The organism is Nesterenkonia sp. AN1, assembly GCF_000582475.1.
Lineage (GTDB): Bacteria > Actinomycetota > Actinomycetes > Actinomycetales > Micrococcaceae > Nesterenkonia > Nesterenkonia aurantiaca.
The window spans coordinates 1-23,696 of the sequence record NZ_JEMO01000002.1; the positions used below are offsets into that span (position 1 = coordinate 1).

Sequence of the window (23,696 nt, forward strand, 5' to 3'; positions counted from 1 at the left end):
CTGCCAGCGGACTGGCCCACGCTGGAGAAGCATGTCCGCGAGATCATCGCGGCCGGCTCCGGTGCGGCCGGACATGTGCTCAACCTCGGCCACGGGGTGCCCCCGGAGACCGACCCGGAGGTGCTCACCCGCGTGGTCAGCCTGATCCACGAGATCGGCTACGAGGACTGAGCGCTGCCTGGATGAACGCGCCGATCAACGCCCCCTCGAGCGACCCCGCCGGCGCTGAGGTCAGCGCCCGGGTGGGCGCGGCCTCCAGTGCCTCCGCCGGCGAGTCAGCCGGGTCGGCCGCCGGTGCGCCGGAGGGCTCACCGACGGGCTCACCGGCCGGGCCGCCGCATGTCGCCGTGGTCGGCGGAGGCATCGCCGGGCTGATCGCCGCCTGGGACCTGGCCCGCGCCGGTGCCACGGTGGCGCTCTACGAGGCCGGAGACCGGCTGGGCGGGGCGATCGGTGCCCACGAGATGGGTGGGGTCGCCTACGACGCCGGGGCAGAGGCCTTCGCGACCCGCTCCCCGGTGGTGCCGAAGCTGCTGCAGGAGCTGGGTCTCCACGAACAGGTGGTGGCTCCGCAGCACTCTGCGGCCTGGCTGCAGCTGCCGGATCTGGCGGCCCCGCTGCCGGCCACCGGGATCTTGGGCATCCCCGCCGATCCGATGGCCCCCGATGTGGTGGCGATTCTGGGCGAGGCGGAGGCGCGCCGCGCCGCCGAGGACCTCACCGCCTCCATGGAGTCCTGGGTGCAGGCCGACGCCGCCCGATCCGGGCAGATCACGCTGGGCGAGGTGGTCCGGGACCGGATGGGCCAGGCCGTGCTGGACCGGCTGGTCACCCCGATCGTGTCCGGGGTGCATTCGGCCGACCCGGATGACCTGGACATGAACAACGCCGCCCCCGGACTCTTCGAGGCGATGCTGCGCGAGGGCTCGCTGGCCCGCGCCGTGGCCCTGGTGAAGTCCAAGGCCCCGCCAGGCTCCGCGGTGAACTCGCTGCATGGCGGGCTCAACCGCCTGGTCGGCGCCCTGGAGGCGGAGCTGCTTCGGCTCGGCGTGGAGCTCCGGCTCAACACCGAGGTCACCGACCTGGCCGCGCTGATCGCCGACGAGGGCCCGGATCATGTGATCCTCGCCCTGGATGCCCCTGCCGCGGTGCAGCTGGTCGGGTCCGTGGTCGACCTGAGCGGACTGGACCTCACCGGCCTGACCCCCGGCGGAGCGCAGGAGGCCCCGGGCGGTGCGAAGGAGGCCCCCGGCGGTGAGCACGGGGCCGCTGGGCTGAAGCAGGGGGCCGCCGCGCCGGACCGCGGCGTCGCCCTGGTCTCGATGATCCTCGACGCCCCGGAGCTTGATGACCACCCGCGCGGCACCGGGGTGCTGGTGGCTCCGCAGGTACAAGACATCGCAGCCAAGGCGATGACGCACATCAGCTCCAAATGGGAATGGGCGGACACCGCCGTGACCCACGCGCACGGGCCCGGCCACCACGTGGTGCGCCTGTCCTACGGACGGGTCGGGCCGCGGCATCAGGAGGCACTGGGCGCGGAGTCCAGCGACGAGCAGCTGCTTGCCGCCGCCGCAGCCGACATCGGCGCACTCTTCGGGATCCCCATCGACGCGGACCAGATCCTCGAGGCCAGCGTGATCCGCTGGCGCAAGGCGCTGCCGCAGAGCTCCGCCGGGCACGCCGAGCGGATCACCGCGCTGCGTGAACGCCTCGCCGAGGCCTCCGCCGCGGGGTCGGCCCAGGAGTCCACCGCGGTGCAGCCCTCGGGGGAGCGGCGGCCCGGGCTGCACATGATCGGCGCCTGGTTCGCAGGCACCGGGCTGGCCCGGGTGGTGCCCGACGCACGGGCCGCCGCCGTGACGATCCTGCGCACCTCTCGCTGAACCCGCCACACCGGTCATACCTGCGTGAGCGGTCCGTCACTTTTTTCGACGTCATGTAGAAAACCGTGGAAGGCCGGGCGATAAGCTGGATGCGGGACATCACCACCTAGGCCCCGCACGGACGATCAATGCTGATGGAGGCATCTGTGAGCTACGGCAGCAACGCTCAGCGCACGCCCGAAGAGGTCAACACCTCGGGCAAGGACTGGTTCACCCTCTACACCGTCTTCGCGCGGACCGGATCCGCGCCGCAGGGCGCTGACGTGGAGGTCGAGTTCGATGAGCTCGCCGGAACGTTCGCCGATCAAGAGGTCAGCTTCCGCGGCACCTACGACGTCTCCGCCATGCGCGATGAGGCCGACATCCTCACCTGGGTCACCGGTCCCTCCGCCGAGGACCTGCAGGCAGCGGTGCGCCGCATCCGCCGCACCGCGATGTTCTCCCAGACCCGGATCGCGTTCTCCGCGATGGGCGTGCACCGCACCGCCGAGTTCGCCCGCAGCCACGTCCCGGCCTACGCCCTCGGGGTGCCCCCGGAGGACTGGCTGGTCATCTACCCGTTCAACCGCTCCTATGACTGGTACCTGCTGGACCCGGCCAAGCGCGGAAAGATGCTGCGCGAGCACGGCCTGCTCGGCCAGGAGTTCCCCTCGGTGCTGGCCAACACCACCTCCGCGTTCGCGCTGAACGACTGGGAGTGGCTGCTCGCGCTGGAGGCGCCGAAGCTCACCGACCTGGTGGACATGATGCGCAAGCTGCGCGAGTCCGAGACCCGCTATCACGTGCGTGACGAAATTCCCTTCTATACCGGCCGCCGCCTGAAGGCCGCGTCGGAGATCGCTGAGGTCCTGCTGTGACGATCACCCCAGACAACACCGAGTCGGCCGAGAACACCGGCCCGGCCCACCCGACCGAGACCTCCGATCACCCCACCGAGGAGCAGGCCGCCTCGGCAGTGGCGGACTCCTCTCAGACCACACCCACCCCGGGCACCGAGACCTCGCCCGAGGCCGCCGAGGTCCCGGCCCCGCTGCCGGTGGACTACGCGGAGGGCTCCACCAAGGACGAGCCGGGCAACTATGACGCGATCCTGCTCGCCTCCTTCGGCGGTCCCGAGGGTCAGGACGACGTGCTCCCGTTCCTGCGCAACGTGACCCGCGGTCGCGGGATCCCGGATGAGCGGCTCGAAGAGGTCGCCACCCACTACCGCGCCAACGGCGGGATCAGCCCGATCAACGAGCAGAACCGGGACCTCAAGGCCGCACTGGAGGCCGAGGTCGCCGCCCGCCAGCTGGACATCCCGATGTACTGGGGCAACCGCAACTGGAACCCCTTCTTCACCGAGACCTTCCGCGAGATGCACGCCGCCGGACACCGCCGGATCCTGGCGCTGGTCACCTCCGCGTACAACGGCTACTCCTCCTGCGGGCAGTACCGCGAGGACTTCTCGCTGACCCTGGACGAGACCGGGCTGCGCGAGGAGATGAGTGTGGTGAAGGTCCGCCAGTTCTTCATGGACAAGGCGTTCATCGACCCGTTCAAGGACGCCCTGGCCGCGGGCATCGCCGACGTCCGGGCGCAGCTGGAGCAGGCCGGCAAGGCCGAGGCGCAGCCGAAGATCGTCTTCGTCACTCACTCCATCCCCAGCCGCAACGCCGAGGCCATGGGCCCGGACCGGGTGATCGAGGAATACGGCACCGACGTCTACTCGGCCGAGCACCTCGCCGTCGCCCGCCACCTGATGGCCAGCGTCCCTGAGGCCGAGGGTCTGGAACACTCACTGACCTTCCAGTCCCGCTCCGGCAGCCCGAAGACCCCCTGGCTGGAGCCCGACATCAACGACGCCCTCACCGAAGATGCCGAGGCCGGCGTCGCCGGTGTGGTGGTGATGCCCATCGGCTTCGTCTCCGACCACATGGAGGTGCTCTGGGACCTCGACACCGAGGCCAAGGACACCGCCGCGGAGCTCGGCCTGGCCTACCACCGTGCCGCGACCCCGGGCATCCAGGAGAAGTTCGTCTCCGGACTCGTCGATGTGCTCAGCGAGTACCTCCAAGGCGTCAACGGCGAGCCCGTGGGCTTCGGCGAGCAGGTCGTGCCCGGCAAGTGGTCCGGCATCTGCGGACCCTGCAACTGCACCCGCTTCCGCAAGGACGTCCAGAGGAGCTAGATGGCGACATTCACCGTAGGCACCCGCGGCAGCAAGCTCGCACTGACCCAGACGACGACGGCGGCGGAAGCGCTCGCCTCCCACGCCGATGCCGGCTACGAGCTGATCACGGTGAAGACCGAGGGTGACATCCTCACCGGACCGCTCGCGCAGATGGGCGGCACCGGGGTCTTCGCCTCCGCGCTGCGCCAGGCGCTGTTCGACAAGACCTGCGACGTGGCGGTGCACTCGCTCAAGGACCTGCCCGCCAAGGACCTCGAGGGGCTCGCGATCGCCTCGGTGCCCTCCCGGGAAGACGTGCGCGACGCGCTGTGCTCTGCTGATGATGTGCCTCTTGCGCAGCTGCCGCAGGGCGCGAAGGTGGGCACCGGGTCCCCGCGCCGCGCAGCCCAGCTGCGCGCGGCACGGCCTGATCTTGAGGTTGTGGACATCCGCGGCAACGTGGGCACCCGGCTGGCCCGGGTCCGCGGGCACGGGTCTGCTGCCGAGGCCTCGCCGCAGGCGCCGAATGCCGCACGAGGTGACCTGGACGCCGTCGTGCTCGCCGGTGCCGGCCTGAAGCGACTCGGCCTGGAGCATCACATCGCTGAGCTGATCCCCACTGAGGTGATGCTGCCCGCCCCCGGCCAGGGTGCCCTGGCCGTGGAGGTCCGCGCCGAGGACGCCGAGCCCACCGCGCCGCTGGGCATGGCGCTGGCGCTCTACGACGACATTCCCGCCCGGCTGGAGACCTCAGCGGAACGGGGGCTGCTGGCCCGGCTCAACGCCGGCTGCTCAGCACCGATCGGCGGACTCGCCCGCTATGACGACAACCCCGACGGCGGTGCCACCCTGCGCCTGGACTCGGTGATCTGCGCTCCAGACGGGACCAGGACGCAGCGCGCCGGAGCGGAGATCTCGATCGAGGCCGGGGCGGACCGTCGGGTCTCGGTGGACCGTGCGATCCAGCTCGGGACTCAGGTCGCGGAGCAGCTGCTCGCCGAGGACTTCGGGCTGCTCAAGCACGTGGTGGACGCCTAAAGCGTGGGATCCCACACTCCTCGGTGGCGGTGAGCGAACTCAGCGAAGCTCCTGGGGGCTCGGCCCAGCACCTGGGCAAGATCTGCACTGATGCCGGCAGCTTGGCCGAGACGAGCGGCGGTGTAGATCGCGATGGTCACGCACACCATGCCCCAGGGCATGCCCAGTCGCTTTCGGGCATGGAGGCCGTAACGCAGAGCTCCGGGCCGGGTGTATCGCACCGGTCTGCCGAGCTCCGCCGTGAGGATATCGGCGACCTGGCTGTAGCTCAGCGCCTCATCTCCGGTGATCGTCCATGCCAAGTCTTTATGCTCCGCCGGACTGAGAAGTGCGGCGGCCGCGACTGCGCCGACGTCCTCAGCGTCGACGAAGGAGGTTCTCCCGTGCCCGGCCGGAACCATGATCTCATCACGGTCGCGGATGTCTGAGACGTGGGTGGTTGAGAGATTCTGATGGAAGAAGGAAGCCCGCACGAACGTCCAGGACGCTCCTGAGGCCCTCAACCACCTCTCGATCTCAGCATGAGGCACCACCGGGTTCCGTTCCGCCCCCTGCAGGGACAGGAACACGATCTGCGAGAGGCCAAGTTCGCGAGCGTGTTCGAGCGTGGGAATCATCTGTGTCTTCGGTCTTCCCAGCTGTGGCGGTCGCAGCAAGAACATCCGTCGCACCCCGGTGAAGGCACCGCGCCACGTGGCTTTGTCCGTGAAGTCCAGGGCCACTGCCTCGACCCTGTCGCCGAATGCCGCCTGGACCGACTCCACGGTTCTTCCCGCAGCCCGCACCCGAACACCTGCCTCCAGAAGACGCTCGACCACGGCACGGCCGACATTGCCTGTCGCGCCGGAGACGAGTATCGGTTCTGCTGTCATGGGAAGTCCCTTTCGAGTCATGCGTCCTCTGAAGTCTCCTCGCGCGCGTGGTCGCTGCACGGCACGTGGTTCACACTCTTGGGCATCATTGTCCTCGGACTCTTCTCGGTAAGCTGGCATCATGCGAATCGCCCTGACTCGAGACCCCGCACAGACGGGCCCGTTGGAGGCAGGTCTGCGCGCGGTCGGGCTCCAGGTCCGGTTCCTCCCGGTCACCGAGCAGCGACTCCCTGAGGACACCACCGAGCTGAACACGGCGCTCGGCCGGCTTTCCCGCGGCGACTTCTCCTGGGTGCTGTTCACCAGCGCCAACACCGTCCGGGCTCTGGTGAAGCTGGGCTGGGACGGGACCCTGCCTGCGCAGACGCGCGTCGGCGTCGTCGGTCCCGGCACCGCCCGGGTGCTGCGCACACATACCGGCATCACCGACCCGTGGATGCCGCAGCTCGAGAGCAGCGCCGCCGGGATGATCCAGGAGTTCCCCGAGCCGTCTCCGGGGCAGGACGGTGGGCTGCTGCTGCCACAGTCGGCCCAGGCCCGGTCCGAGCTCCGCGAAGGCCTGAGTGACACCGGTTGGCAGGTCACCCGGGTCAGCGCCTATGAGACCAGCTCTCTGGTGGTGGGCGGGGTTCTGGTCGCTGGAGATCCGCAACGGCGACTGCTGCCGCAGCCGGCGGGTGAGGATCTCCTGGACCTGGACCAGCTCGCCGCCGACCTGCGCCGCGACCGGCTCAGCCATGTAGACCCCACGGTGCTGCTGGTCACCAGCTCCTCTGCGGCCGACGGGCTCGCCGACCTCGGGCTCCCGGAGCGGGTCCGACTGCTGGCCATCGGGCGGCCCACCGCGAAGACCCTCGCCCGCCGAGGCATCCCTGCCTCCGGTGTTCTCTCAGAGCCGAGCGCCGACGCCGTGATGGCCGCCCTGGGTCGCTGAGAACTAGACTGTGCGGCGGCGACACGTTCAGCGCGGCCCTTCCGAGAAGGCCAGCTCGAGCGCACCGACCGCCGTCCCCCTGATCACCAGGAGTAGCACGTGAGTTTCCCCGAACAGCGCCCACGCCGGCTGCGCCGCAGCCCTGCCATGCGCCGGATGGTGGCTGAGACCCGGCTGCACCCGGCCGACCTGATCCTGCCGGTCTTCGTCCGCGAGGGCCTCACCGAACCGGTGCCGATCAGCTCCATGCCCGGCGTCTTCCAGCACACCGAAGCCTCGCTGCTCAACGCCGCCGAGCAGGCCCGCGACCTCGGCCTGGCCGGGATCATGCTCTTCGGCATCCCCGCTAACCGCGACGCCCAGGGCAGCTCCGGCTTGGACCCGCAGGGCATCCTGAACCGCTCCATCCGCGCCGTGAAGGACCGGGTCGGCGAAGACCTGGTCGTGATGAGCGACCTGTGCCTGGACGAGTTCACCGATCACGGGCACTGCGGTCTCGTGGACGAGGCCGGCGAGGTGGACAACGACGCCACCCTGGAGGTCTACGCCGAGATGGGCGTGGCCCAGGCCGAGGCGGGCGCCGACGTCGTCGCACCCTCGGGCATGATGGACGGCCAGGTCGCCGTGATCCGGCAGGCCCTGGACGAGGCCGGACACCAGCACGTGCCGATCCTCGCCTACGCCGCGAAATACGCCTCCGGCTTCTACGGCCCGTTCCGCGAGGCCGTGGACTCCCAGCTGAGCGGGGACCGCAAGCAGTACCAGATGGACGCCCCGAACCGCACCGAGGCGCTGCGCGAGGTGGAGCTCGACCTCGCCGAGGGAGCGGACATGGTGATGGTCAAGCCGGCCAGCGCCTACCTCGACATCCTCTCGGACACCGCCGCGATCAGCGACGTCCCGGTCTCGGCCTATCAGGTCTCCGGGGAGTACGCGATGATCGAGGCTGCGGCCGCCAACGGGTGGATCGACCGGCGCACCGTGATCACCGAATCGCTGATCGCGATCCGCCGCGCGGGAGCGACCAACGTGCTCACCTACTACGCCGCCGAGGTAGCCGGATGGCTTCGCGAGGAGCTTGGCAGCACGCGGGCGCCGGTGGCGCCGCTTCCCCCGTCCCACAGGGCGCCTGCGGCACCCAGCGCGGACACCCCGGTGCACCCGCCGATCCAGCCGCACACGACTGCGGCCCCGGCAGAAGCTGAGGCTGCGACACCGGCGGAGACCAGCGCACCGGCGGAGAACCGGCCGACGCGCGAACCCACTGACGAACCCCGCACCGACGCCGGCTTCCCGCCGGTCAGCTGAAAGGACCCGCTCCGCGATGACCACGAATCAGGAACTCTTCGACACCGCCCGCGAGATCATGCCCGGGGGAGTGAGCTCCCCGGTCCGCGCCTTCGGCTCGGTGGGCGGAACCCCGGCGTTCATGGTCTCCGCCGACGGGCCCTACCTCACCGACGCCGAGGGCACCCAGTACGTGGACCTGGTCGGATCCTGGGGGCCAGCGCTGCTGGGGCACAAGCACCCTGCGGTGATCAAAGCCGTGCACGACGCGGTGGACGCCGGACTCGGCTTCGGCACCTCCCACCCCTCCGAGGCGCGGCTCGCCGAGCTGGTCCGGCGTCGGGTCCCCGGCGCGGAGATGATCCGGATGGTCTCCACCGGCACCGAAGCCACCATGACCGCGATCCGGCTGGCCCGCGGGGTCACCGGGCGCAACATTGTGGTGAAGTTCGCTGGCTGCTACCACGGGCACTCCGACGGGCTGCTCGCCGCCGCCGGGTCAGGGGTGGCCACGCTGGGCCTGCCGGGCTCCGCCGGGGTCACCGAGGCGCAGGCCTCCGAGACCATCGTGGTGGAATACAACGACCGCGCCGCATTGAAGGCCGTCTTCGCCGAGCACGGCGAGCACATCGCCGCGGTGATCACCGAAGCCACCCCGGCCAACATGGGCGTGGTGGTCCCGGAAGCAGGCTTCAACAGCTTCATCCGCGAGATCACCCAGCGCCACGGGGCCCTGATGATCTTCGACGAGGTGATGACCGGATTCCGGATCACCGAGGCCGGCTACTGGGGTGCCTCCGGGCGGGTCGAGGGCTGGGAGCCTGACCTGTTCACCTTCGGCAAGGTCATCGGCGGCGGACTGCCCACCGCCGCGCTGGCCGGTCGACGCGAGGTCATGGAGCACCTGGCGCCCACCGGCCCGGTCTACCACGCAGGTACGCTCTCGGGGAACCCGGTTGCGATGGCAGCCGGGGTGGCCACCCTGGAACACGCCACCGCAGGGGTCTACGCGCACGTGGATCAGAAGGCCCTGATCGTGGCCGATGCGCTCACCGCCGCGCTGACCGAGGCGGGAGTGGACCACACGCTGCAGAAGGTCGGCTCGCTGTTCTCCGTGGCCTTCGGCACCTCCGCCACCGGGGTGCACAACTACGCCCACGCCCAGGCCCAGGAGACCTTCCGCTACGGACCGTTCTTCCACGCGATGCTCGACGCCGGGGTCTACCTGCCGCCGAGCGTGTTCGAGGCCTGGTTCCTGTCCTCAGCCCACGACGACGCCGCCATCGGCCGGATCCTGGATGCGCTGCCTTCCGCCGCGAAGGCCGCCGCGCAGGCGCAGCCCTGAGGATTCAGGCGCTGAAGACTGAGGTGCTGAAGACTGAGGCGTTGAAGACTCAGGTTTAAGGCGTCGGCCCTGAGGGCTCAGGGGTGATCACGCGATCCTGGGGTTGATCATCGTCATCCCCGGGGTCGCGGACCGCTGCATGGCGGGCAACAGGGCCGCTGCCTCTCCGAGCCCGACCACGCGTTCGATGAGGTCCTGCGGGCGTAGCGCGCCGCTGCTGATCAGCCGCAGCATCCCGGGATAGTCGGCGGCGGCCATGCCGTGGCTTCCCAACAGGTCAAGCTCCCAGGCGATCGCGCGGGCCATCGGGACCTGAGAGAGACCGGTCTCGGTGGGCAGCAGCCCGATCTGGACATGCCGGCCGCGCCGGCGCAGGCTCAGGACCGCCGCCGCACAGGTCTGTTCGCTGCCCACGGCGTCCACTGAGACGTGGCTGCCTTCCCCGGTGATCTCACCGACGGCGGCGGGCACGTCGCGCCCGTCGGCGAGGATCACGTGATCGGCCCCAAGGTCCTTCGCGGCCTGTAGCGCCTCAGGACTGCGGTCCACCGCGATCACCTGGGCGCCGAGCGCCTTGGCGATCATCACCGCGCTGAGCCCGACCCCGCCGGCGCCCACCACGGTGACCCATTCCCCCGCGCGCACCGCGGCACGCACGGTCAGCGCCCGGTAGGCGGTGGCGAAGCGGCAACCCAACGCCGCCGCGGCCTCGAAGGAGACGGCCTCCGGGATAGCGACAAGGTTGGTGTCCGCGGCATGCAGCGCCACATGCTCCGCGAAGGATCCATCGTGGGTGAAGCCGGGCTGCTGCTGGTTCGGGCACACCTGGGCGTTGCCGTTCCGGCACCAGTTGCAGGCGCCGCAGCCGCACACGAAGGGCACCGTCACCCGGTCACCCACCGACCAGCGCTGCACCCCGGAGTCCACCGCGGAGATGACGCCGGCGAGCTCATGGCCGGGCACATGGGGCAGGGTGAGCTCCTCGTGTCCGGCCCAGGCGTGCCAGTCGCTCCCGCACAGGCCGGTGGCATGGACCTCCACGACCACCCCGCCCACCGGGGGAGTGGGGTCGGGCACCTCTCGGACGTCCAAGGGGCCTGCGATCTCATCCATCACCATTGCGCGCATGAGACCGAACTTTACCGAACGCCGACTCGCCGCCCTGCCCCATCCCTGGGGCGACAACGGGCGGAATGCACCGAGATTCAGCGGTCATTCCACCCGTTAGCGCCCCAGGGATGAAGGCCTCAGCCCAGGGAGCCCCGCAAGCCCAGGGAGCTCAGGAGGCCGGAACCTCAGGGAGCCGGGAGCTCAGGGAGCCGGGAGCTCAGCTCAGCGGGCGCCCTCGCGGATCGTGCCGTACTCCAGGGCGCCCCAGAAGTCCCCGCGCACATAGCGCTGCTCGGGCTCCGGGTTGTGGTCGAAGGACCGTTTCCGCCCCATGCTCAGGGCTTCGGCGACGAGCCGGCGCTGATCCTGACTCTCCAGGATCCCGGCCTCCAGCGCCTCCATGTCATAGCGGGAGTCTAGCTCGCCGCGCAGTCGCGCCACGGTGCCTGCATGGTGGTCCTCGCGGGCCGCATTGTGCAGCTCATGGGGGTCCGCGGCGAGGTCGAAGAGCTGATCCACGTCGCCCGGGCAGATCACGTACTTGTACTGCCCGCTGATGATGCTCAGCTGCGGTCGGTAGGTGCCCTCCGCGAGGTACTCGATGATCACCGGACGGTCCTTGGGCCCGATCTCGCCGGTCTGCTCACGCCTGGCGATCTCAAAGACGGAGTCCCCGGCAGCCTTCGGCGACGGGGCTCCGGCCAGGTCCACCAGTGTAGGCATCAGATCCAGCAGCGAGACCGGGGTCTGATAACGGCCCTTCGGCACCAGATGCTCCGGCCCATGGGCGATCAGCGGCACCCGCGAGGACCGCTCATAGGGGGACATCTTGTACCAGAGGCCCCGCTCGCCGAGCATGTCTCCGTGGTCGGCGGTCACCAGGATCACGGTGTTCTCACCGAGCCCCAGAGAATCCAGGCGCTCGCGGATCCGACCCACGTGGTCATCGATGTAGCTGACCGCCGCGTAGTAGGCCCGGCGGGCGTTGCGGACCTGGTCGAGCTCCGGGTAGCGCGTGTCGAATCCGCTCATCGCGCGCAGCCGATGGCTGTGCGGATCCTCAGCGGCGTCGGGCACCTGGGGGTGCGCCGGGTCGGGGATCTCACCCTCGGCAAACCGGTCCCAGTGTTCCCGCGGCGGCTCGTAGGGGTCATGCGGGTGGATGAAGCTGCTGACCATGAGGAACGGCTGGGGCTCCTTCCCGGCCGCGGCGGCGGACTGGTTCGCGCGGACCCGGTCGTGAGGTGACGCAGCGTGCGGAAGCCGACCTCGTCGTCGAAGTCCTGCTGGACCGAGGCCTGCGAGACTCCGGCGGTGAACACGGCGTCGGCGTCGTGGTACCACTGCAGCTTCTGCTCCAGCGGCAGCGTCCAGTCCGGGACCATGTCCAGGTCAGCGGGGTAGACGTCGGTGGTCAGCCTCTCTTCGAACCCGTGGTGCTGGTCCGCGCCGACGAAGTGCATCCGGCCCACCAGAGCGGTGTGATAGCCGGCGTGGCGCAGCCGGTGCGCGAAGGTCGGCACCGAGGAGGGAAAGTCATCTCCGTTGTCGAAGCAGCCCAGCGCGGAGGGCATCACGCCGGTCATCATGGAGGCGCGCGACGGCGCGCACAGCGGCGAGTTGCAGTAGGCCCGGTCGAAGACGGCGCCCTCTTCTGCCAGTGAATCCATGTGCGGCGTCTTGGCCGCCGCGTCCCCATAGGCGCCGAGCGCCTGCGCGGCCATCTGATCAGCCTGGATGACGACGATGTTCGGCGGTGAGTCGGTGTGTGGTGGCGAGACGGGGCTCGGTGGTGAGACTGTGGAGGAGTGCTCCGGCGGGGACACTGTTCCGGTGTGGTGTGAGATGTTCTGGTCGTCAGACATAGTGTGTCCCTCCTTCGTGATGAGCACTGAAACGGGTGTGATGCGCGCAGACGTGCAGCTGGCGCGCCCTGACAGGCTACAGGTCACCTTCCGCGGCATTCCGCGGAACTCGGCAGGCGCGCAGCGACCATCAGGAGACAGGCGGGGGAGCAGGATGACCGAGGCACAGGACCGACCCGGCCCAGCATCCTGTTGCGGTCCGAGGCGCCCCGAGACGACCAGAAACATCCCGACGACGACGCCGCCACCCGCCCTCGTCGACCCAGCCGCGAAGTCCGCGCTGGTGGCTGAGCTGGCCGCCGCTGCCGGGTCCCAGCTGTCGATGATCGGGTTCTCCGCAGATGAGTTCCACATGGGCAGCGAGGACTCACAGGCCTACCCGGATGATGGGGAAGGCCCGGTCCGGGCAGCCCGAGTGGATGCCTTCGCGATCAGCCCCAGCACCGTGACCGTGGCGGATTTCGCCCGGTTCGTCCACGCCACCGGTCATCTCACCGACGCCGAGCGGCACGGAGACTCTCTGGTCTTCCAGGGACTGCTCACGTCAGAGTTGCGCAGGACGGCCGCGGCCCCGGAGCCCTCCACACCGTGGTGGCGCCAGGTGCCCGGCGCCGCGTGGTTCGCCCCCGAAGGGCCCGGGTCCACAGCCCTCGATCGGGAGGACCACCCGGTGACACAGGTGTCCCAGCGCGACGCCGAAGCCTACGCCCGCTGGGTCGGTGCCCGGCTGCCCAGTGAGACCGAATGGGAGTATGCCGCCCGCGGCGGGCTTCACCAGCAGCCCTACCCCTGGGGGTCGGTCCGGGATCCCGAGGGGCGGCGCCGGATGAACATCTTCCCGGGGGAGTTCCCGGACGGGGTGCCCCGGGAGATGGGCACCCGCCCCGCGCAGTCCTTCGAGCCCAACGGGTATGGGCTCTACAACACCACCGGCAACGTCTGGGAGTGGACCGCCTCGGCGTTCACGCCTGGCCATATCGAGGCGTCGGGGACTGCGCGGAGGGGAGCGGACCCGGTGATGCGCGGAGGCTCCTATCTGTGCCACAGCTCCTACTGCCGGCGCTACCGCACCTCAGCGCGCACCTCCTCCTCGGTAGACAGCTCGCTGGGTCACACCGGGTTCCGGCTGGCGTTCACACCGGCCATGCCGGGCTGACCACAGCGTCGGGGCGGGTGCGGCGCAGGTACTCCTGCAGGTCCGCCGACTGCCCGACCTTCCATCCGGCCTGGAGCCGGTGCAGCTCGGGGGCCGGGATCTGCAGCTGCGGGAATCGCTCCGCCTGCGCGCAGGCCACCTCCACGGCAGCCCAGGCATCCGGGGTCGCGGAGTGGGCGGCGTCGAGCTCGACCTCGTAGTGCAGGCACATCTGGCTCAGCGTGCGCTTGCCACGACGGTACTTGTCCACCTGTTTGTCGATCACCAGCGGGTCGATGACCCCGACCGGCTCGGTGAATTCGACCCCATGGCGAAGCGCCTCCTGCTGGAGCACGGTGAAGTCATAAGGGGCGTTCATCACCACCACGGCGCTGCCGGCGGCGAACTCCTGGGCCAGCGCGGTGGTGATCTGGGCGACCGCCTCAGCGGCCGGCTGACCGTTGGCCTGGGCGTATTCGGTGGAGATGCCGTGGATGGCGGTGGTCTCGGCGGGGATCTCCACTCCAGGATCGACCAGCCATTCCCGGGTGCGTACGCGCTGGGTGCCCGGACCGGCGGTCTCGGCGGTGCCGCGGGTCTCATCGACCGCAGCGCCCGCGTCGGGGCCCGTGTCAGTGCCTGCGGCGGCGACTGCGCTGGGCTCGACATCGTCGAAGATCACCAGCGCCGCAGAGACGATCCGGGCGACCCGCGGATCCCGGGAGGTGGTCTCCAGGTCGAAGCCGACCCGGCGGTGGGCGTGCCAGGAGTCGCTGCTGGGGGTGATCTCGAAGAGGGTGGGGGTCTCGGCCATGTCACTACGGTAGCGCGCGGGTGGGACATGGCCGCGGACCTGACCCCGAGCCGCTGGCGCGCGGTCACGCGGTTGCGCCGGATCATGTCCGGGGGCTCTGATTGAATGATCCCCATGGAGTTCGATCAGTCCCAGCATCAGCTGCTCGCCGCCGCCGAGCACCCCGGACATGGGCCGATCCTGAGTTTCGGGGGTCCCGGCAGCGGGAAGTCGACGCTGGCGGCGGAGCTCGCGCTGCGTCATCTCGAGTCCGGGCAGGACTCCTCCCGGCTGCTGCTGCTCTCACCCACCCGGGCCACCTCTGCGGCGCTGCGCGAGCAGGTCGAAGCGGCCTGGGCCGCCCGGGACGCCGGCTCCCGCGGCGGCTCCCTCTCGGAGCAGCCCTCGCGATCCTTCGCCTCCTACGCCTTCTGGCTGCTCGGTGAGGCCCGGCGCCGGGAGATCCTCAGCTTCACCGCACGCAGGCCCCGGCTGCTCTCCGGGGCCGAGCAGGACAGCATCATCCGCGAGCTGCTCAGCCCGGATCCGCGGAGCGGCCTGCCGCCGATCAGCTGGCCGACCTCGCTGCAGGAGGCCGCCGGCACCGATGGATTCCGCAAGGAGATCCGCGAGCTCTTCGACCGGGCCGCCGAATACGGGGTCTCTCCGGACCAGCTGCACGGGCTGGCCGAGCAGTGCCGGCGCCCGGAGTGGGCAGCCGCGGCAGAGCTCTATCAGCGCTACCGCGAGGACCTCGACGCCGGGGCCAACGCCGACGCCTTCGACCCGGCAGGCCTGATCAACGAGGCCTGCAACCTGCTCGAGGAGAACCCCGAGCTCCTCGAGATCGAACGGCAGCGGCTGCGTCGCATCATCGTCGATGACCTGCAGGAAGCCACCCCCTCGGTGTATCGGCTGCTGCGCCTGATCGGGGCCGGTGCGACGTGCTCGCCTTCGCCAGTCCTGAGACCGCGGTGCAGGGATTCCGTGGGGCACGACCGGACAAGCTGCGCAGCTGGACCGTGGCGCCGCGCCGCGTCGCCGCGGAGAGCGTGCTGGGGCTGAACCCCGAGACCGACGTCGAGATCGAGGGCATCGTCCGCCGCAGCATCTCCGGGGCGATGACCCCAGACCCCCACGGCGGTCTGCCCGGGGTCGAGCCCAGCATCATGGTGCTCGAAGGCAACCACCGCATCACCGCCGAGGTGGGCCGGGCCTACGCCCGCGCCCTGCGCAGGATCGCCCCGGCGGGGCCGCAGCAGCCCCGTCAGCGCTGGCTGCAGCTGCTCAGCGAGACTCCCGCGGAAGAGGCCCCGCGCGACGACTCTCCTGCCCCCGGATCCTGCGCAGTGGAGATCGTGCCCGGGGACTATCTGGCCGAGCAGTTCGTCCTGCAGGAGGTCCTGGACCGGCATCACCGGCACCAGGTGCCCTTCGATCAGATCGCGGTGATCGCCCGCAACGGGGCCCTGCTCAAACGGCTGGTGCGGATGTTCCAGACCCAGGGCGTCCCGGTGCGGCAGTCCATGAGCGATGTCATCCTCAACCAGGAATCTGCGGTGGCGCCGCTGCTGCGCGTGCTGCGCCTGGTCACCCACCAGCCCAGCTCCGTGGAACCGGAGGTCGAGGTGCCCGCACCGAAGGAGGCGGCCTCCCCGGCGGTCCAGGTGGCCCCGGCGGCCGCCGTCGCGTTGCCTGAGGTGCTGGCGCTGCTGACCAGCCGCTACGGAGAGACCGATTCGATGACCTTGCGCAGCCTGCGCCAGGTGCTGCGCAGCCAGGAGCGCCGCAGGCTCCGGACCGACGCTGACCCTGCCCAGCCGCGCAGCTCCGACGAGCTGCTGGTCGCCGCGGCGAACAATGCGGCGGATCCGGTCTTCGAAGCGGTCCGCGCCCAGTCGCGCTTCCAGCACCTGACCCGCGGCCTGGAGCGGGTCGCCGCCATGCTCGCCGCCGGGCACGCCGCCGCCGGCCCGTCCAGCGGGCCCGAGGAGCTGCTCTGGGAGATCTGGAACGCCGCCGAGGTCAGCCGACACTGGGCCGGGCTGACCCGCTGGTCCAGCGCCGAGGGACGTCGCGCAGACCATGATCTCGACGCGGTGATGGCACTCTTCCAGGCCGCCGAACGCTTCTCCGACCAGAACCCCGGTGCCTCGGCGATCGCGTTCGTGGACTACATTGAACGCCTCGAGCTGCCCATGGACACGCTGGCCAAGACCTCCGCCGCCGATGCGGCGATCGAAGTCCTCACCCCGGCCAGCGCGGCCGGCCGTGAGTTCGACACCGTCATCCTCACCGGGCTTCAGGAAGGCGCCTGGCCGAACCTCAACCCGCGCGGTCAGCTGCTGGGCAGCGGACACCTGGTGGATGTGGTGGAGGGACGCGCCGACGCGTCCGCCCAGTCGCTGCTGGTCAAGCGGATGAACGTGCTCCAGGACGAGTACCGGCTCTTCGCCTCCGCGGTCTCCCGGGCGAAGAACCGGCTCTACGCGGTGGCGGTGCACGCCCAGGAGGAGAGCCCCTCGATGCTGCTGGACCTTGTGGTCCCGCCCGGAGAGCGCGAGGCCCGCAGCGGCGCCATTCCGCGCCCGATCACCGCCCACCGGCTGATCGCCGAGCTGCGCCGCCACCTGGAGATCAGCATCCAGTCCGAGCTCGACGAGGACGCCGTCCGTGCGGCTCCCCGCGACGACGCGCCCCTCAACGAGCTCGGCCTCACCGAGTCGAGCGTGCAGGAGAGCACCGAGACGCAGCGCCGGGCGGCAGCTCGGGCGCTCGCCGTCCTTGTCGAGGGCGGACTCGTCGGCGCGGAGCCGAACACCTGGTGGGGGCTGCCCGAGCTCAGCACGACCGCACCGCTGTTGGAGCCCGCGGACATCGTCCGGGTCTCCCCGTCCTCGGTGCAGAGCGCCATCGAGTCCCCGCTGCAGTGGTTCACCGGCGCCGCCGGAGGAGTAGAGGCCACCGATTTCAGCCGAATGCTCGGCTCACTGATCCATGAGATCGCCGAGCACCACCCCGCTGAGACCGACCGCGAGGTGCTCATCTCCGAGCTCGACGCCCGCTGGGACAGTCTGGGACGTGAGGAGGGCTGGGAGACCGAGAAGGACCGCTCCCGTGCCCGGGTGATGCTCAAGAAGTTGGCCGGCTACTTCGGCCACGTCCAAGGCCAGGGCCGTCAGGTCATTGCCCGCGAGCTGCAGGTGGAAGCCAGCCTGGAGATCCCGCTGCCGCCGGAGGGGCCCGGTGGGTCCGTGCAGACCAGATCCGTGATGATCCGCGGTGTGATCGACCGGGTGGAGCGCACCGAGGCGGGAGAGCTCTTCGTGATCGACCTCAAGACCGGTCGGCACAAACCCGCGCAGATCGAGATCCCCACGCACGGTCAGCTCGGCTCCTATCAGCTGCTGGTCGCGCTCGGCGCGGTGGATCGGGCTCTACACGAGGCGCAGCAGGGGCCAGTCCCGGGGACGAGCGAGGAGACGAGCGCCGACCCCGACGCCGCTGTCGAAGCCGCCCATGGCGGACCCGCACCGTCCCCTGGCCGAGGTGCGGCCCTGCTGCACGTCGGCACCACGGTCGCCAAGACCGATCTCCAGGAACAACCCCCACTCGGGCCTGAGGACACCTGGCCGCTGGAACAGCTGACCCAGGCCGCCCAGGTGATGAGCGGCAGCATGTTCTCCGCCTATCACTCACCCAATCAGCAGCGCTGTCTGGTGGGCTCGCTCTGCCCGCTGTGCGAGAACACGAAACAGGTGACCCAGCCATGACGGCCCTGGAGACCATGCGCTACAGCGCCCGCGATATCGCCGACGCGCTGCAGCGGGACATCCCCGCCGAGGATCGGCACTACCCGACCGCCGAACAGCAGGCCGTCATCGAAGCCGGGCTGGACCCGATGCTCGTCGTCGCCGGAGCCGGGTCGGGCAAGACTGCCACCATGGCCGACCGAGTGGTGTGGCTGGTGGCCAACGGGATCGTGCGCCCGGACCAGATCCTCGGCGTCACCTTCACCAAGAAGGCCGCGGGAGAACTGCGCGAGCGGATCACCCGCAAGCTCGAGCAGCTGTTGGAGGCAGAGCTGATCTCCCCGGCCGACGTCGTGCCGGTGGAGGTCTCGGACACCGTGGAGCACGCAGACATCTCCGAGCTGCTCGCCCCAGCGGTCTCCACCTACCACTCCTATGCGAACACGCTGGTGACCGAATATGGCCTGCAGATCGGCCTGGAGCCGGAGACCCGGCTCATCGGGGAGGCCAAGGCCTGGCAGCTGGTCCACCGGCTGGTCAGCGCCTACGACCGTGCCGAGGTGCTGGTGGAGGCCGAGCAGTCGGCCGGGAACCTCGCCGGCTATGTGATGCGCCTGGCGGGGGACTGTGCCGAGCACCTGCAGTCCCCGGAGGCGGTGGAGGCGCACCTCGACGTCGAACTCGCTCGGGTGGACGCCTGGCAGGAAGCCGGCGCCGAGCTGAAGGGAAAGCAGATCGACCTGGTCCGCGCGCTGCGGGTGCGCCGGGAGATGGCCGAGCTGGTCCGCCGTTACCAGGATAAGAAGCTCACCGAGGGGCTCATGGACTACGGGGACCTGCTGCGCTTCGCCGCGCAGATCGCCCGAGACGTCCCCAGCGCCGGGGAGGCAGAGCGGGAGAAGTACAAGGTGGTGCTGCTCGACGAGTTCCAGGACACCTCCTACGCGCAGCTCGCACTCTTCAGCAGCCTCTACGGCACTGGTGGTTCCGGCGGCGGGATCGGTCACGCGGTGACCGCGGTCGGGGACCCCAACCAGTCCATCTACGGGTTCCGCGGCGCCTCCGCGGGGCAGCTCTTCGACTTCCCACAGTCCTTCCCCGCAGTCGACGTCACCACGGACCAGCGCCGGCCAGCCGCGCTGCTCCAGCTCACCATCGCGTGGCGCAATGGGGAGCGGATCCTCGACGTGGCCAACCGGCTGGTGACTCCGTTCGCGCCGGACGCCGCAGACTCGCTGGACAAGCCATGGCGGGCCCACAACGCGCATCTGCGCGGGCAGCTGAGGCCGCTCAGCCCGCCCGACGGCGCCCGCACCGGTGCCGTGCGTTACGGCTGGTACACCTCGGACATCGAGGAGTCCCAGGCGATCACCGAGCAGCTCAGCGCAGTGCTGCGTCCCGATCCGCAGGCGGACCAGCAGCGTGACCTCCCGAGCTGCGCGGTGCTCGCGCGGACCCGCGCCCAGCTGGAGACCATCGCGGAGCAGCTTCGCGTAGCAGGACTGGACTACGAGCTTGTCGGGCTCTCCGGTCTGCTGAGCACCTCCGAGGTCGCCGAGGTGCTGGCCTACCTGCGGGTCATCGCTGACCCCGGGCGCTCTGATGCGCTGATTCGGATCCTCGCCGGCGCCCGGTATCGGATCGGTCCCCGCGACCTGTTGCAGCTGCAGCGATCCGCCCGTGACCTGGAGGGGCTGCGCCTGCGCGCGCCGGTCACCGAGCAGCCGGACGGCAGTGCGCCGTCGGGGGAGGGAGTGAACGACGCCGAGGACCGCTACGAGTCCACCGAGCTGGAGATGGATGAACGCGCCTCCCTGGTGGAGGCGTTGGAACGGCTGAGAGATTCCCCGGATCACGCCGAGCAGCTCGGGCTCTCCGCCGAGGGGCATCGCCGGCTGCTGCTGGCCAAGGAGCAGATCCGTCGGCTGCGCCAGTGGGCCACCCTGGATCTGGGCGTGCTGATCCAGCGCATCGTCAGCGACACGGGCCTCGACATCGAGGTCGCGGCCCGTCCCTGGGAGGAGCAGCACTACGCCGCGCGCCAGCTCGATGCGCTGATCGATCAGGCGGAGAGCTACGCGGCCACGGAGACCACCCCGGATCTGCGCAGCTTCCTGGACTGGTTGGATGCCGCGGAGGAGAAGGAACGCGGCCTGGAACAGGCCGACGTCGAGCCGACCCCCGGCGCGATCCAGCTGATGACCATCCACGCCTCGAAGGGACTCGAGTGGGACGTGGTCGCGGTGGCGGGGCTGCGCGAGGACAAGTTCCCCAGCGCGAAGGCCGACCGTTGGACCGGCAGCAACGGCATGCTGCCGGCACGGCTGCGCGGTGACCGGCGCAGCATCCCGCAGTGGGAGTCCGAACAGCCCGATCTTCGTTCCTGGTCGGTCGCGGCCGGGGTGGGCAGCTGGAAACAGTTCACTTTAGACAACCGGGTCTTCACCCAGGACGTCAAGGACTTCAGCCGGGAGGAAGAACGGCGCCTGGCCTATGTCGCGGTGACCCGGGCGAAGAAGCTGCTGCTCTGCACAGGAGCCTGCTTCTACGGCACCTCCGCAGGCAAGGACCCCTCGGAGTTCCTCGAGGAGATCCGCGAGGTGGCTGATGGCTTCGGCGACGCCTCGGCGGCGTTGGAGTGGGCAGAGATCGCAGATATGAAGGACAACCCGGTAGGCAATGACCTCTTCGGAGCCCAGTGGCCGTATGACCCGCTGGCTCCGCTGCCCATCGGACGCTACCGCCGGCAGGTCGCCGAGGGGGAGCAGACCACGCTGCCGCAGATCAATACGGTGGAGTCCCCAAAGGTGCAGCCTGGGCGCCGCGCCGCGCTGACCCGGGCCGCCCGGCTGGTGAAGCAGGCCATCACTGACCGTGCTCAGCCCGAGAGCGGTGCTGTCGAAGCGGGTGAGGCGGAACTGCCGCTGACTCCTTGGGAGCAGGAGGCCGAATGGGTCGTGGACCGGGCGCGCGAGCAGCAGCGCGGGACCGGGAAGCCGCATTTCCCGGCGCACATCAGCGTCTCCAGCGTGGTGGGCATGGCCCGCAACGCCGAGTCCATGGCCGAGTTCGCGCGGCGTCCCGTACCGGTCAAGCCCTCCCAGGCGGCCCGTCGTGGCACCGTCATGCACGAATGGATCGAAGAGTTCTACGAGACCCGAAGCCGGCTGCCCGGAATCGAAGAGCCGCACCGTGGTGATGAGGACCTGGACGATGCCTTCGACCTCTCCACGGTCAAGGAGCGATTCATCCAGACCGAATGGGCGCAGCGACGTCTCTACGCGGCAGAGATCCCGGTGGAGACGTCGCTGGACGGCGTCGTGGTCCGTGGCCGGATCGACGCCATCTTCGGCAAGGACGACGCCGGTCAGGACCTCACCGCTGCCGATTTCGAGCGCTGGGAGCTGAAGCCAGCGGCAGAACGCAACGCCGCGATGCAGCGGTGCAGCTGGGATCTGGTCGACTGGAAGACCGGCATGGTGCCCACCGGCAAGGACCTGCGTGAGAAGCAGATCCAGCTCGCGGTCTACCGACTCGCCTTCCACCGGCTCTACGGGGTGCCGCTGGAACAGATCGGAGCATCCTTCTTCTACGTCGAGCATGGGGTGACGATTCCAGGGACGGATCTTCCCGAGGAGGAAGCGCTGAGGCAGTACATCTACGCGGCGCGTCGCTACTTCGGCGGCTGACTCTTCGTCTCTGTGCTGCGCAGAGCTCGCTCGATGTCCAGCAGGACATCCTCGACCCGGTCGTGTTCCCAGTAGCGCAGCACGGTCCAGCCTTCATCGACCAGGAGCCGTGACGTCTCGACGTCGCGAGTTCGATTGCCTGAGATCTTTTTGGACCAATAACCCTGGTTAGTTTTCGGCATGATGAAGTGAAGCGGACAGCCGTGCCAGTAGCAGCCGTCGATCAGGACCACGACCTTGCGACGGGTGAACGCGATGTCGACGGAGCGACGTCGATCGGAGGCCAGGGGCCTGTAGTTGACGCGGAATCGCCATCCCCGAGCATGAAGTGCGCGCCTGACCAAGAGTTCGGGCTTGGTATCCCGACCCCTGTTCGCACGCATGGTCAGGCGCGCGTTTTCGGAGGAAGCCCAGGACTGTGACGTCAGACTGGCTCCGGTGCCATCAGCTTGGTGGCTGTCCACTTTATGTTGGCGGGGACGCTGGGGTACGGCTCCCCGCGAAACGATTTGAAGAGCGCTTCGAAGATGACTCTTGCACCTTCGACTGGCACTGCCATGCCGATCTGTTTGCGAACGCTGCTGACACCGCCGTGGAACCGGAAATTGTCGGGGAAGGTCTGGAGCCGCGCCCGCTCACGATTGGTCAGTGCTCGGTCCTCGGACCAGTGGTAGATGTGCGTGCCTCCGCCACCGGAACCTGTCACGGTGTAGCTGGGCTTGTTTCGTTCGAGTCGGCGGTAGATGTTGCTGAGAGTGACACCCTTGACGTTCAGTGCCAGTTCTCCTTCGAGGCCCGCGTTGAACGCGTTCTTCCCCTCTGGGATCGCCCGGAGTCGCTTTATCACGTTGAGGCTGTGCCTTGTGGGTTCTTGGTGGCTCGCATTGGGTGCAATACCCGCCAGAGCCTCTTGAACAGTGATGTGGTTGTTCACTGTATTTGGCGCGGGGATAGCGAACCTGACTCCTCGCTTTGCTTCATCTTCGCGGATACCGACAATGATGACGCGGTGGCGCTTCTGCGGGACCCCGTAGTCTTCAAACCGATAGAGATGAGGAGTCAGCCGGTATCCTGTGTCGGCCAGGGCGTTGAGAATCTGGGGAAGGGCCTGTCCAGCATTGGAGCTACGCAGACCGGAGACATTTTCGGCGATGAACCAGCGCGGTTGCTTCTCCTTGAGAACCTCTACGCCATTCTGATAAAGGGGGCCGAATCTTCCGTTGAGTCCGAGGTTCTCGCCCACCGTGCTGAAGTCGTTGCAGGGGAAGCCGAAGGCGAACCCATCGATCTCACCAAGGCCACCTATGTCGAGTGTTCTTACGTCTGAGCAGTGGACGTTCTCGGGCGCGACATCGATGTTGCGCCGGTAGGTAGAGCAGGTGTCGACATCAATGTCGTTCGCCCACGCGTGCACAAGTTCGACGCCTACATCAGTCGCAGCCTGGCTGGCACCTAAGGCCATACCGCCGGGGCCTGAAAAGAACTCCCCCATGCTGAACCGTGCACTCATTCCGACTCCTCTGTTCACCTGTCACTGGCTGACAGTACTGCCCCGGTAAATCTAGCAGCTCACTGCGTCCCTTGTAGTTGAGACTGGCCCCTCCGGGGATTGGTCTCGCATTCGAATATAGCTTCGACCTATGACGCAAGTTCCTGCACTAGTCGATCGCCTACGTGATGACCCGCTTCGGCAGGGTTAGGATCTGGTCGCTGGTCGGCGACGACTCCGGAGGGAGTCGTCTCGGCCCAACGTGTGCGCGCTTGGGAAGAATGGGCTCTAGGGCGGTGTCATGCTGTGAAGCGTGTCATATGCGTATGATTCGATCTAGCTTACTGAT

General features: G+C 69.1%; 17 protein-coding genes and 2 pseudogenes. 12 read left to right on the plus strand and 7 right to left on the minus strand.

Features of this window, described 5'->3' with window-relative positions; translation table 11 throughout:
• The 5 genes from BG28_RS14710 to hemC all read left to right on the plus strand — a co-directional run.
• Positions 1–171 (plus strand): uroporphyrinogen decarboxylase family protein (locus tag BG28_RS14710; RefSeq protein ID WP_304412463.1); only part of this gene is annotated, 171 nt, incomplete at its 5' end.
• Positions 172–182: 11 nt separating this feature from the next.
• Positions 183–1,886, plus strand: coding sequence for an NAD(P)/FAD-dependent oxidoreductase (locus tag BG28_RS01650; protein ID WP_051500813.1), 1,704 nt, complete (start codon positions 183–185; stop codon positions 1,884–1,886).
• Positions 1,887–2,020: 134 nt separating this feature from the next.
• Entirely contained in the window at positions 2,021–2,743 is a 723-nt protein-coding gene (gene hemQ, locus BG28_RS01655; RefSeq protein WP_051500833.1) for a hydrogen peroxide-dependent heme synthase, read from the plus strand.
• Entirely contained in the window at positions 2,740–4,056 is a 1,317-nt protein-coding gene (locus BG28_RS01660) for a ferrochelatase (RefSeq protein ID WP_369797170.1), read from the plus strand. The genes hemQ and BG28_RS01660 overlap by 4 nt, the downstream gene beginning before the upstream one ends.
• Entirely contained in the window at positions 4,057–5,076 is a 1,020-nt protein-coding gene (gene hemC / locus BG28_RS01665) for a hydroxymethylbilane synthase (protein WP_036473631.1), read from the plus strand.
• On the opposite strand, the gene BG28_RS01670 is transcribed toward hemC, so the two are convergent.
• The gene (locus BG28_RS01670) at positions 5,073–5,948 is read right to left on the minus strand and encodes an NmrA family NAD(P)-binding protein (protein WP_036473633.1); all 876 of its coding nucleotides are present in this window, start codon (positions 5,946–5,948) and stop codon (positions 5,073–5,075) included. The genes hemC and BG28_RS01670 overlap by 4 nt on opposite strands.
• A gap of 121 nt (positions 5,949–6,069) precedes the next feature.
• Here BG28_RS01670 and BG28_RS01675 point away from each other — a divergent pair, with 121 nt between their 5' ends.
• From BG28_RS01675 to hemL, 3 genes and pseudogenes are all read left to right on the plus strand, one after another.
• Positions 6,070–6,882: a uroporphyrinogen-III synthase gene (locus BG28_RS01675; protein ID WP_036473635.1), complete on the plus strand. Its 813-nt coding sequence runs from the start codon at positions 6,070–6,072 to the stop codon at positions 6,880–6,882.
• A gap of 99 nt (positions 6,883–6,981) precedes the next feature.
• A pseudogene (hemB, locus tag BG28_RS01680) lies at positions 6,982–7,956 on the plus strand (porphobilinogen synthase); the annotation flags it as partial.
• A 250-nt stretch (positions 7,957–8,206) separates the two neighbouring features.
• A complete protein-coding gene (gene hemL, locus BG28_RS01685) occupies positions 8,207–9,514 on the plus strand; it encodes a glutamate-1-semialdehyde 2,1-aminomutase (RefSeq protein WP_036473637.1) in 1,308 nt (435 codons plus the stop codon).
• An 87-nt stretch (positions 9,515–9,601) separates the two neighbouring features.
• Here hemL and BG28_RS01690 read toward each other — a convergent pair whose 3' ends face one another.
• The 3 genes and pseudogenes from BG28_RS01690 to BG28_RS16625 all read right to left on the minus strand — a co-directional run.
• Positions 9,602–10,642, minus strand: coding sequence for a zinc-binding dehydrogenase (locus BG28_RS01690; protein WP_036473639.1), 1,041 nt, complete (start codon positions 10,640–10,642; stop codon positions 9,602–9,604).
• Positions 10,643–10,846: 204 nt separating this feature from the next.
• Positions 10,847–11,968 carry a sulfatase-like hydrolase/transferase gene (locus BG28_RS16430; RefSeq protein ID WP_255342458.1) on the minus strand — a complete coding sequence of 374 codons (1,122 nt, stop codon included), beginning with the start codon at positions 11,966–11,968 and terminating at the stop codon, positions 10,847–10,849.
• Between the two features lie 122 nt (positions 11,969–12,090).
• Positions 12,091–12,843: pseudogene (locus BG28_RS16625) on the minus strand (sulfatase-like hydrolase/transferase); the annotation flags it as partial.
• Between BG28_RS16625 and BG28_RS01700 the strand changes: the two are divergent.
• Positions 12,773–13,645: an SUMF1/EgtB/PvdO family nonheme iron enzyme gene (locus BG28_RS01700; protein ID WP_235180918.1), complete on the plus strand. Its 873-nt coding sequence runs from the start codon at positions 12,773–12,775 to the stop codon at positions 13,643–13,645. The pseudogene BG28_RS16625 and the gene BG28_RS01700 sit on opposite strands and share 71 nt — an antisense overlap.
• Here BG28_RS01700 and BG28_RS01705 read toward each other — a convergent pair.
• Complete coding sequence (locus BG28_RS01705) at positions 13,623–14,438, minus strand: exonuclease domain-containing protein (protein WP_051500816.1); 816 nt, start codon at positions 14,436–14,438, stop codon at positions 13,623–13,625. The genes BG28_RS01700 and BG28_RS01705 overlap by 23 nt on opposite strands.
• 114 nt (positions 14,439–14,552) lie before the next feature.
• On the opposite strand from BG28_RS01705, the gene BG28_RS16010 reads away from it, so the two are divergent.
• The 3 genes from BG28_RS16010 to BG28_RS01720 all read left to right on the plus strand — a co-directional run bounded on the left by BG28_RS16010 (position 14,553) and on the right by BG28_RS01720 (position 21,858).
• Complete coding sequence (locus tag BG28_RS16010; RefSeq protein ID WP_036473640.1) at positions 14,553–15,482, plus strand: UvrD-helicase domain-containing protein; 930 nt, start codon at positions 14,553–14,555, stop codon at positions 15,480–15,482.
• Positions 15,483–16,360: 878 nt separating this feature from the next.
• Entirely contained in the window at positions 16,361–18,190 is a 1,830-nt protein-coding gene (locus tag BG28_RS16015) for a PD-(D/E)XK nuclease family protein (RefSeq protein ID WP_235180925.1), read from the plus strand.
• On the plus strand, positions 18,187–21,858 hold the full coding sequence (locus BG28_RS01720) for an ATP-dependent DNA helicase (protein WP_036473645.1): 3,672 nt from the start codon (positions 18,187–18,189) through the stop codon (positions 21,856–21,858). The genes BG28_RS16015 and BG28_RS01720 overlap by 4 nt, the downstream gene beginning before the upstream one ends.
• Here the strand turns inward: BG28_RS01720 and BG28_RS01725 are convergent.
• Together BG28_RS01725 and BG28_RS01730 are read right to left on the minus strand one after the other, a co-directional pair.
• Positions 21,843–22,322, minus strand: a complete 480-nt coding sequence (locus BG28_RS01725) for a very short patch repair endonuclease (protein WP_255342459.1) — start codon at positions 22,320–22,322, stop codon at positions 21,843–21,845. The two genes, BG28_RS01720 and BG28_RS01725, sit on opposite strands and share 16 nt — an antisense overlap.
• Positions 22,283–23,368, minus strand: a complete 1,086-nt coding sequence (locus BG28_RS01730) for a DNA cytosine methyltransferase (protein ID WP_036473649.1) — start codon at positions 23,366–23,368, stop codon at positions 22,283–22,285. Before BG28_RS01730 ends, BG28_RS01725 begins: the two co-directional genes overlap by 40 nt.
• Between the last annotated feature and the right edge of the window lie 328 nt (positions 23,369–23,696).

Coding starts and splice junctions, on each gene's coding strand:
- BG28_RS01650 (WP_051500813.1), top strand. CDS start 183: ATGAACGCGCCGATCAACGCCCCCTCGAGCGACCCCGCCGGCGCTGAG.
- hemQ (WP_051500833.1), top strand. CDS start 2,021: ATGGAGGCATCTGTGAGCTACGGCAGCAACGCTCAGCGCACGCCCGAA.
- hemC (WP_036473631.1), top strand. CDS start 4,057: ATGGCGACATTCACCGTAGGCACCCGCGGCAGCAAGCTCGCACTGACC.
- BG28_RS01670 (WP_036473633.1), bottom strand. CDS start 5,948: ATGACAGCAGAACCGATACTCGTCTCCGGCGCGACAGGCAATGTCGGC.
- BG28_RS01675 (WP_036473635.1), top strand. CDS start 6,070: ATGCGAATCGCCCTGACTCGAGACCCCGCACAGACGGGCCCGTTGGAG.
- hemL (WP_036473637.1), top strand. CDS start 8,207: ATGACCACGAATCAGGAACTCTTCGACACCGCCCGCGAGATCATGCCC.
- BG28_RS01690 (WP_036473639.1), bottom strand. CDS start 10,642: ATGCGCGCAATGGTGATGGATGAGATCGCAGGCCCCTTGGACGTCCGA.
- BG28_RS01705 (WP_051500816.1), bottom strand. CDS start 14,438: ATGGCCGAGACCCCCACCCTCTTCGAGATCACCCCCAGCAGCGACTCC.
- BG28_RS16010 (WP_036473640.1), top strand. CDS start 14,553: ATGGAGTTCGATCAGTCCCAGCATCAGCTGCTCGCCGCCGCCGAGCAC.
- BG28_RS16015 (WP_235180925.1), top strand. CDS start 16,361: ATGCTCGCCGCCGGGCACGCCGCCGCCGGCCCGTCCAGCGGGCCCGAG.
- BG28_RS01720 (WP_036473645.1), top strand. CDS start 18,187: ATGACGGCCCTGGAGACCATGCGCTACAGCGCCCGCGATATCGCCGAC.
- BG28_RS01730 (WP_036473649.1), bottom strand. CDS start 23,368: ATGAGTGCACGGTTCAGCATGGGGGAGTTCTTTTCAGGCCCCGGCGGT.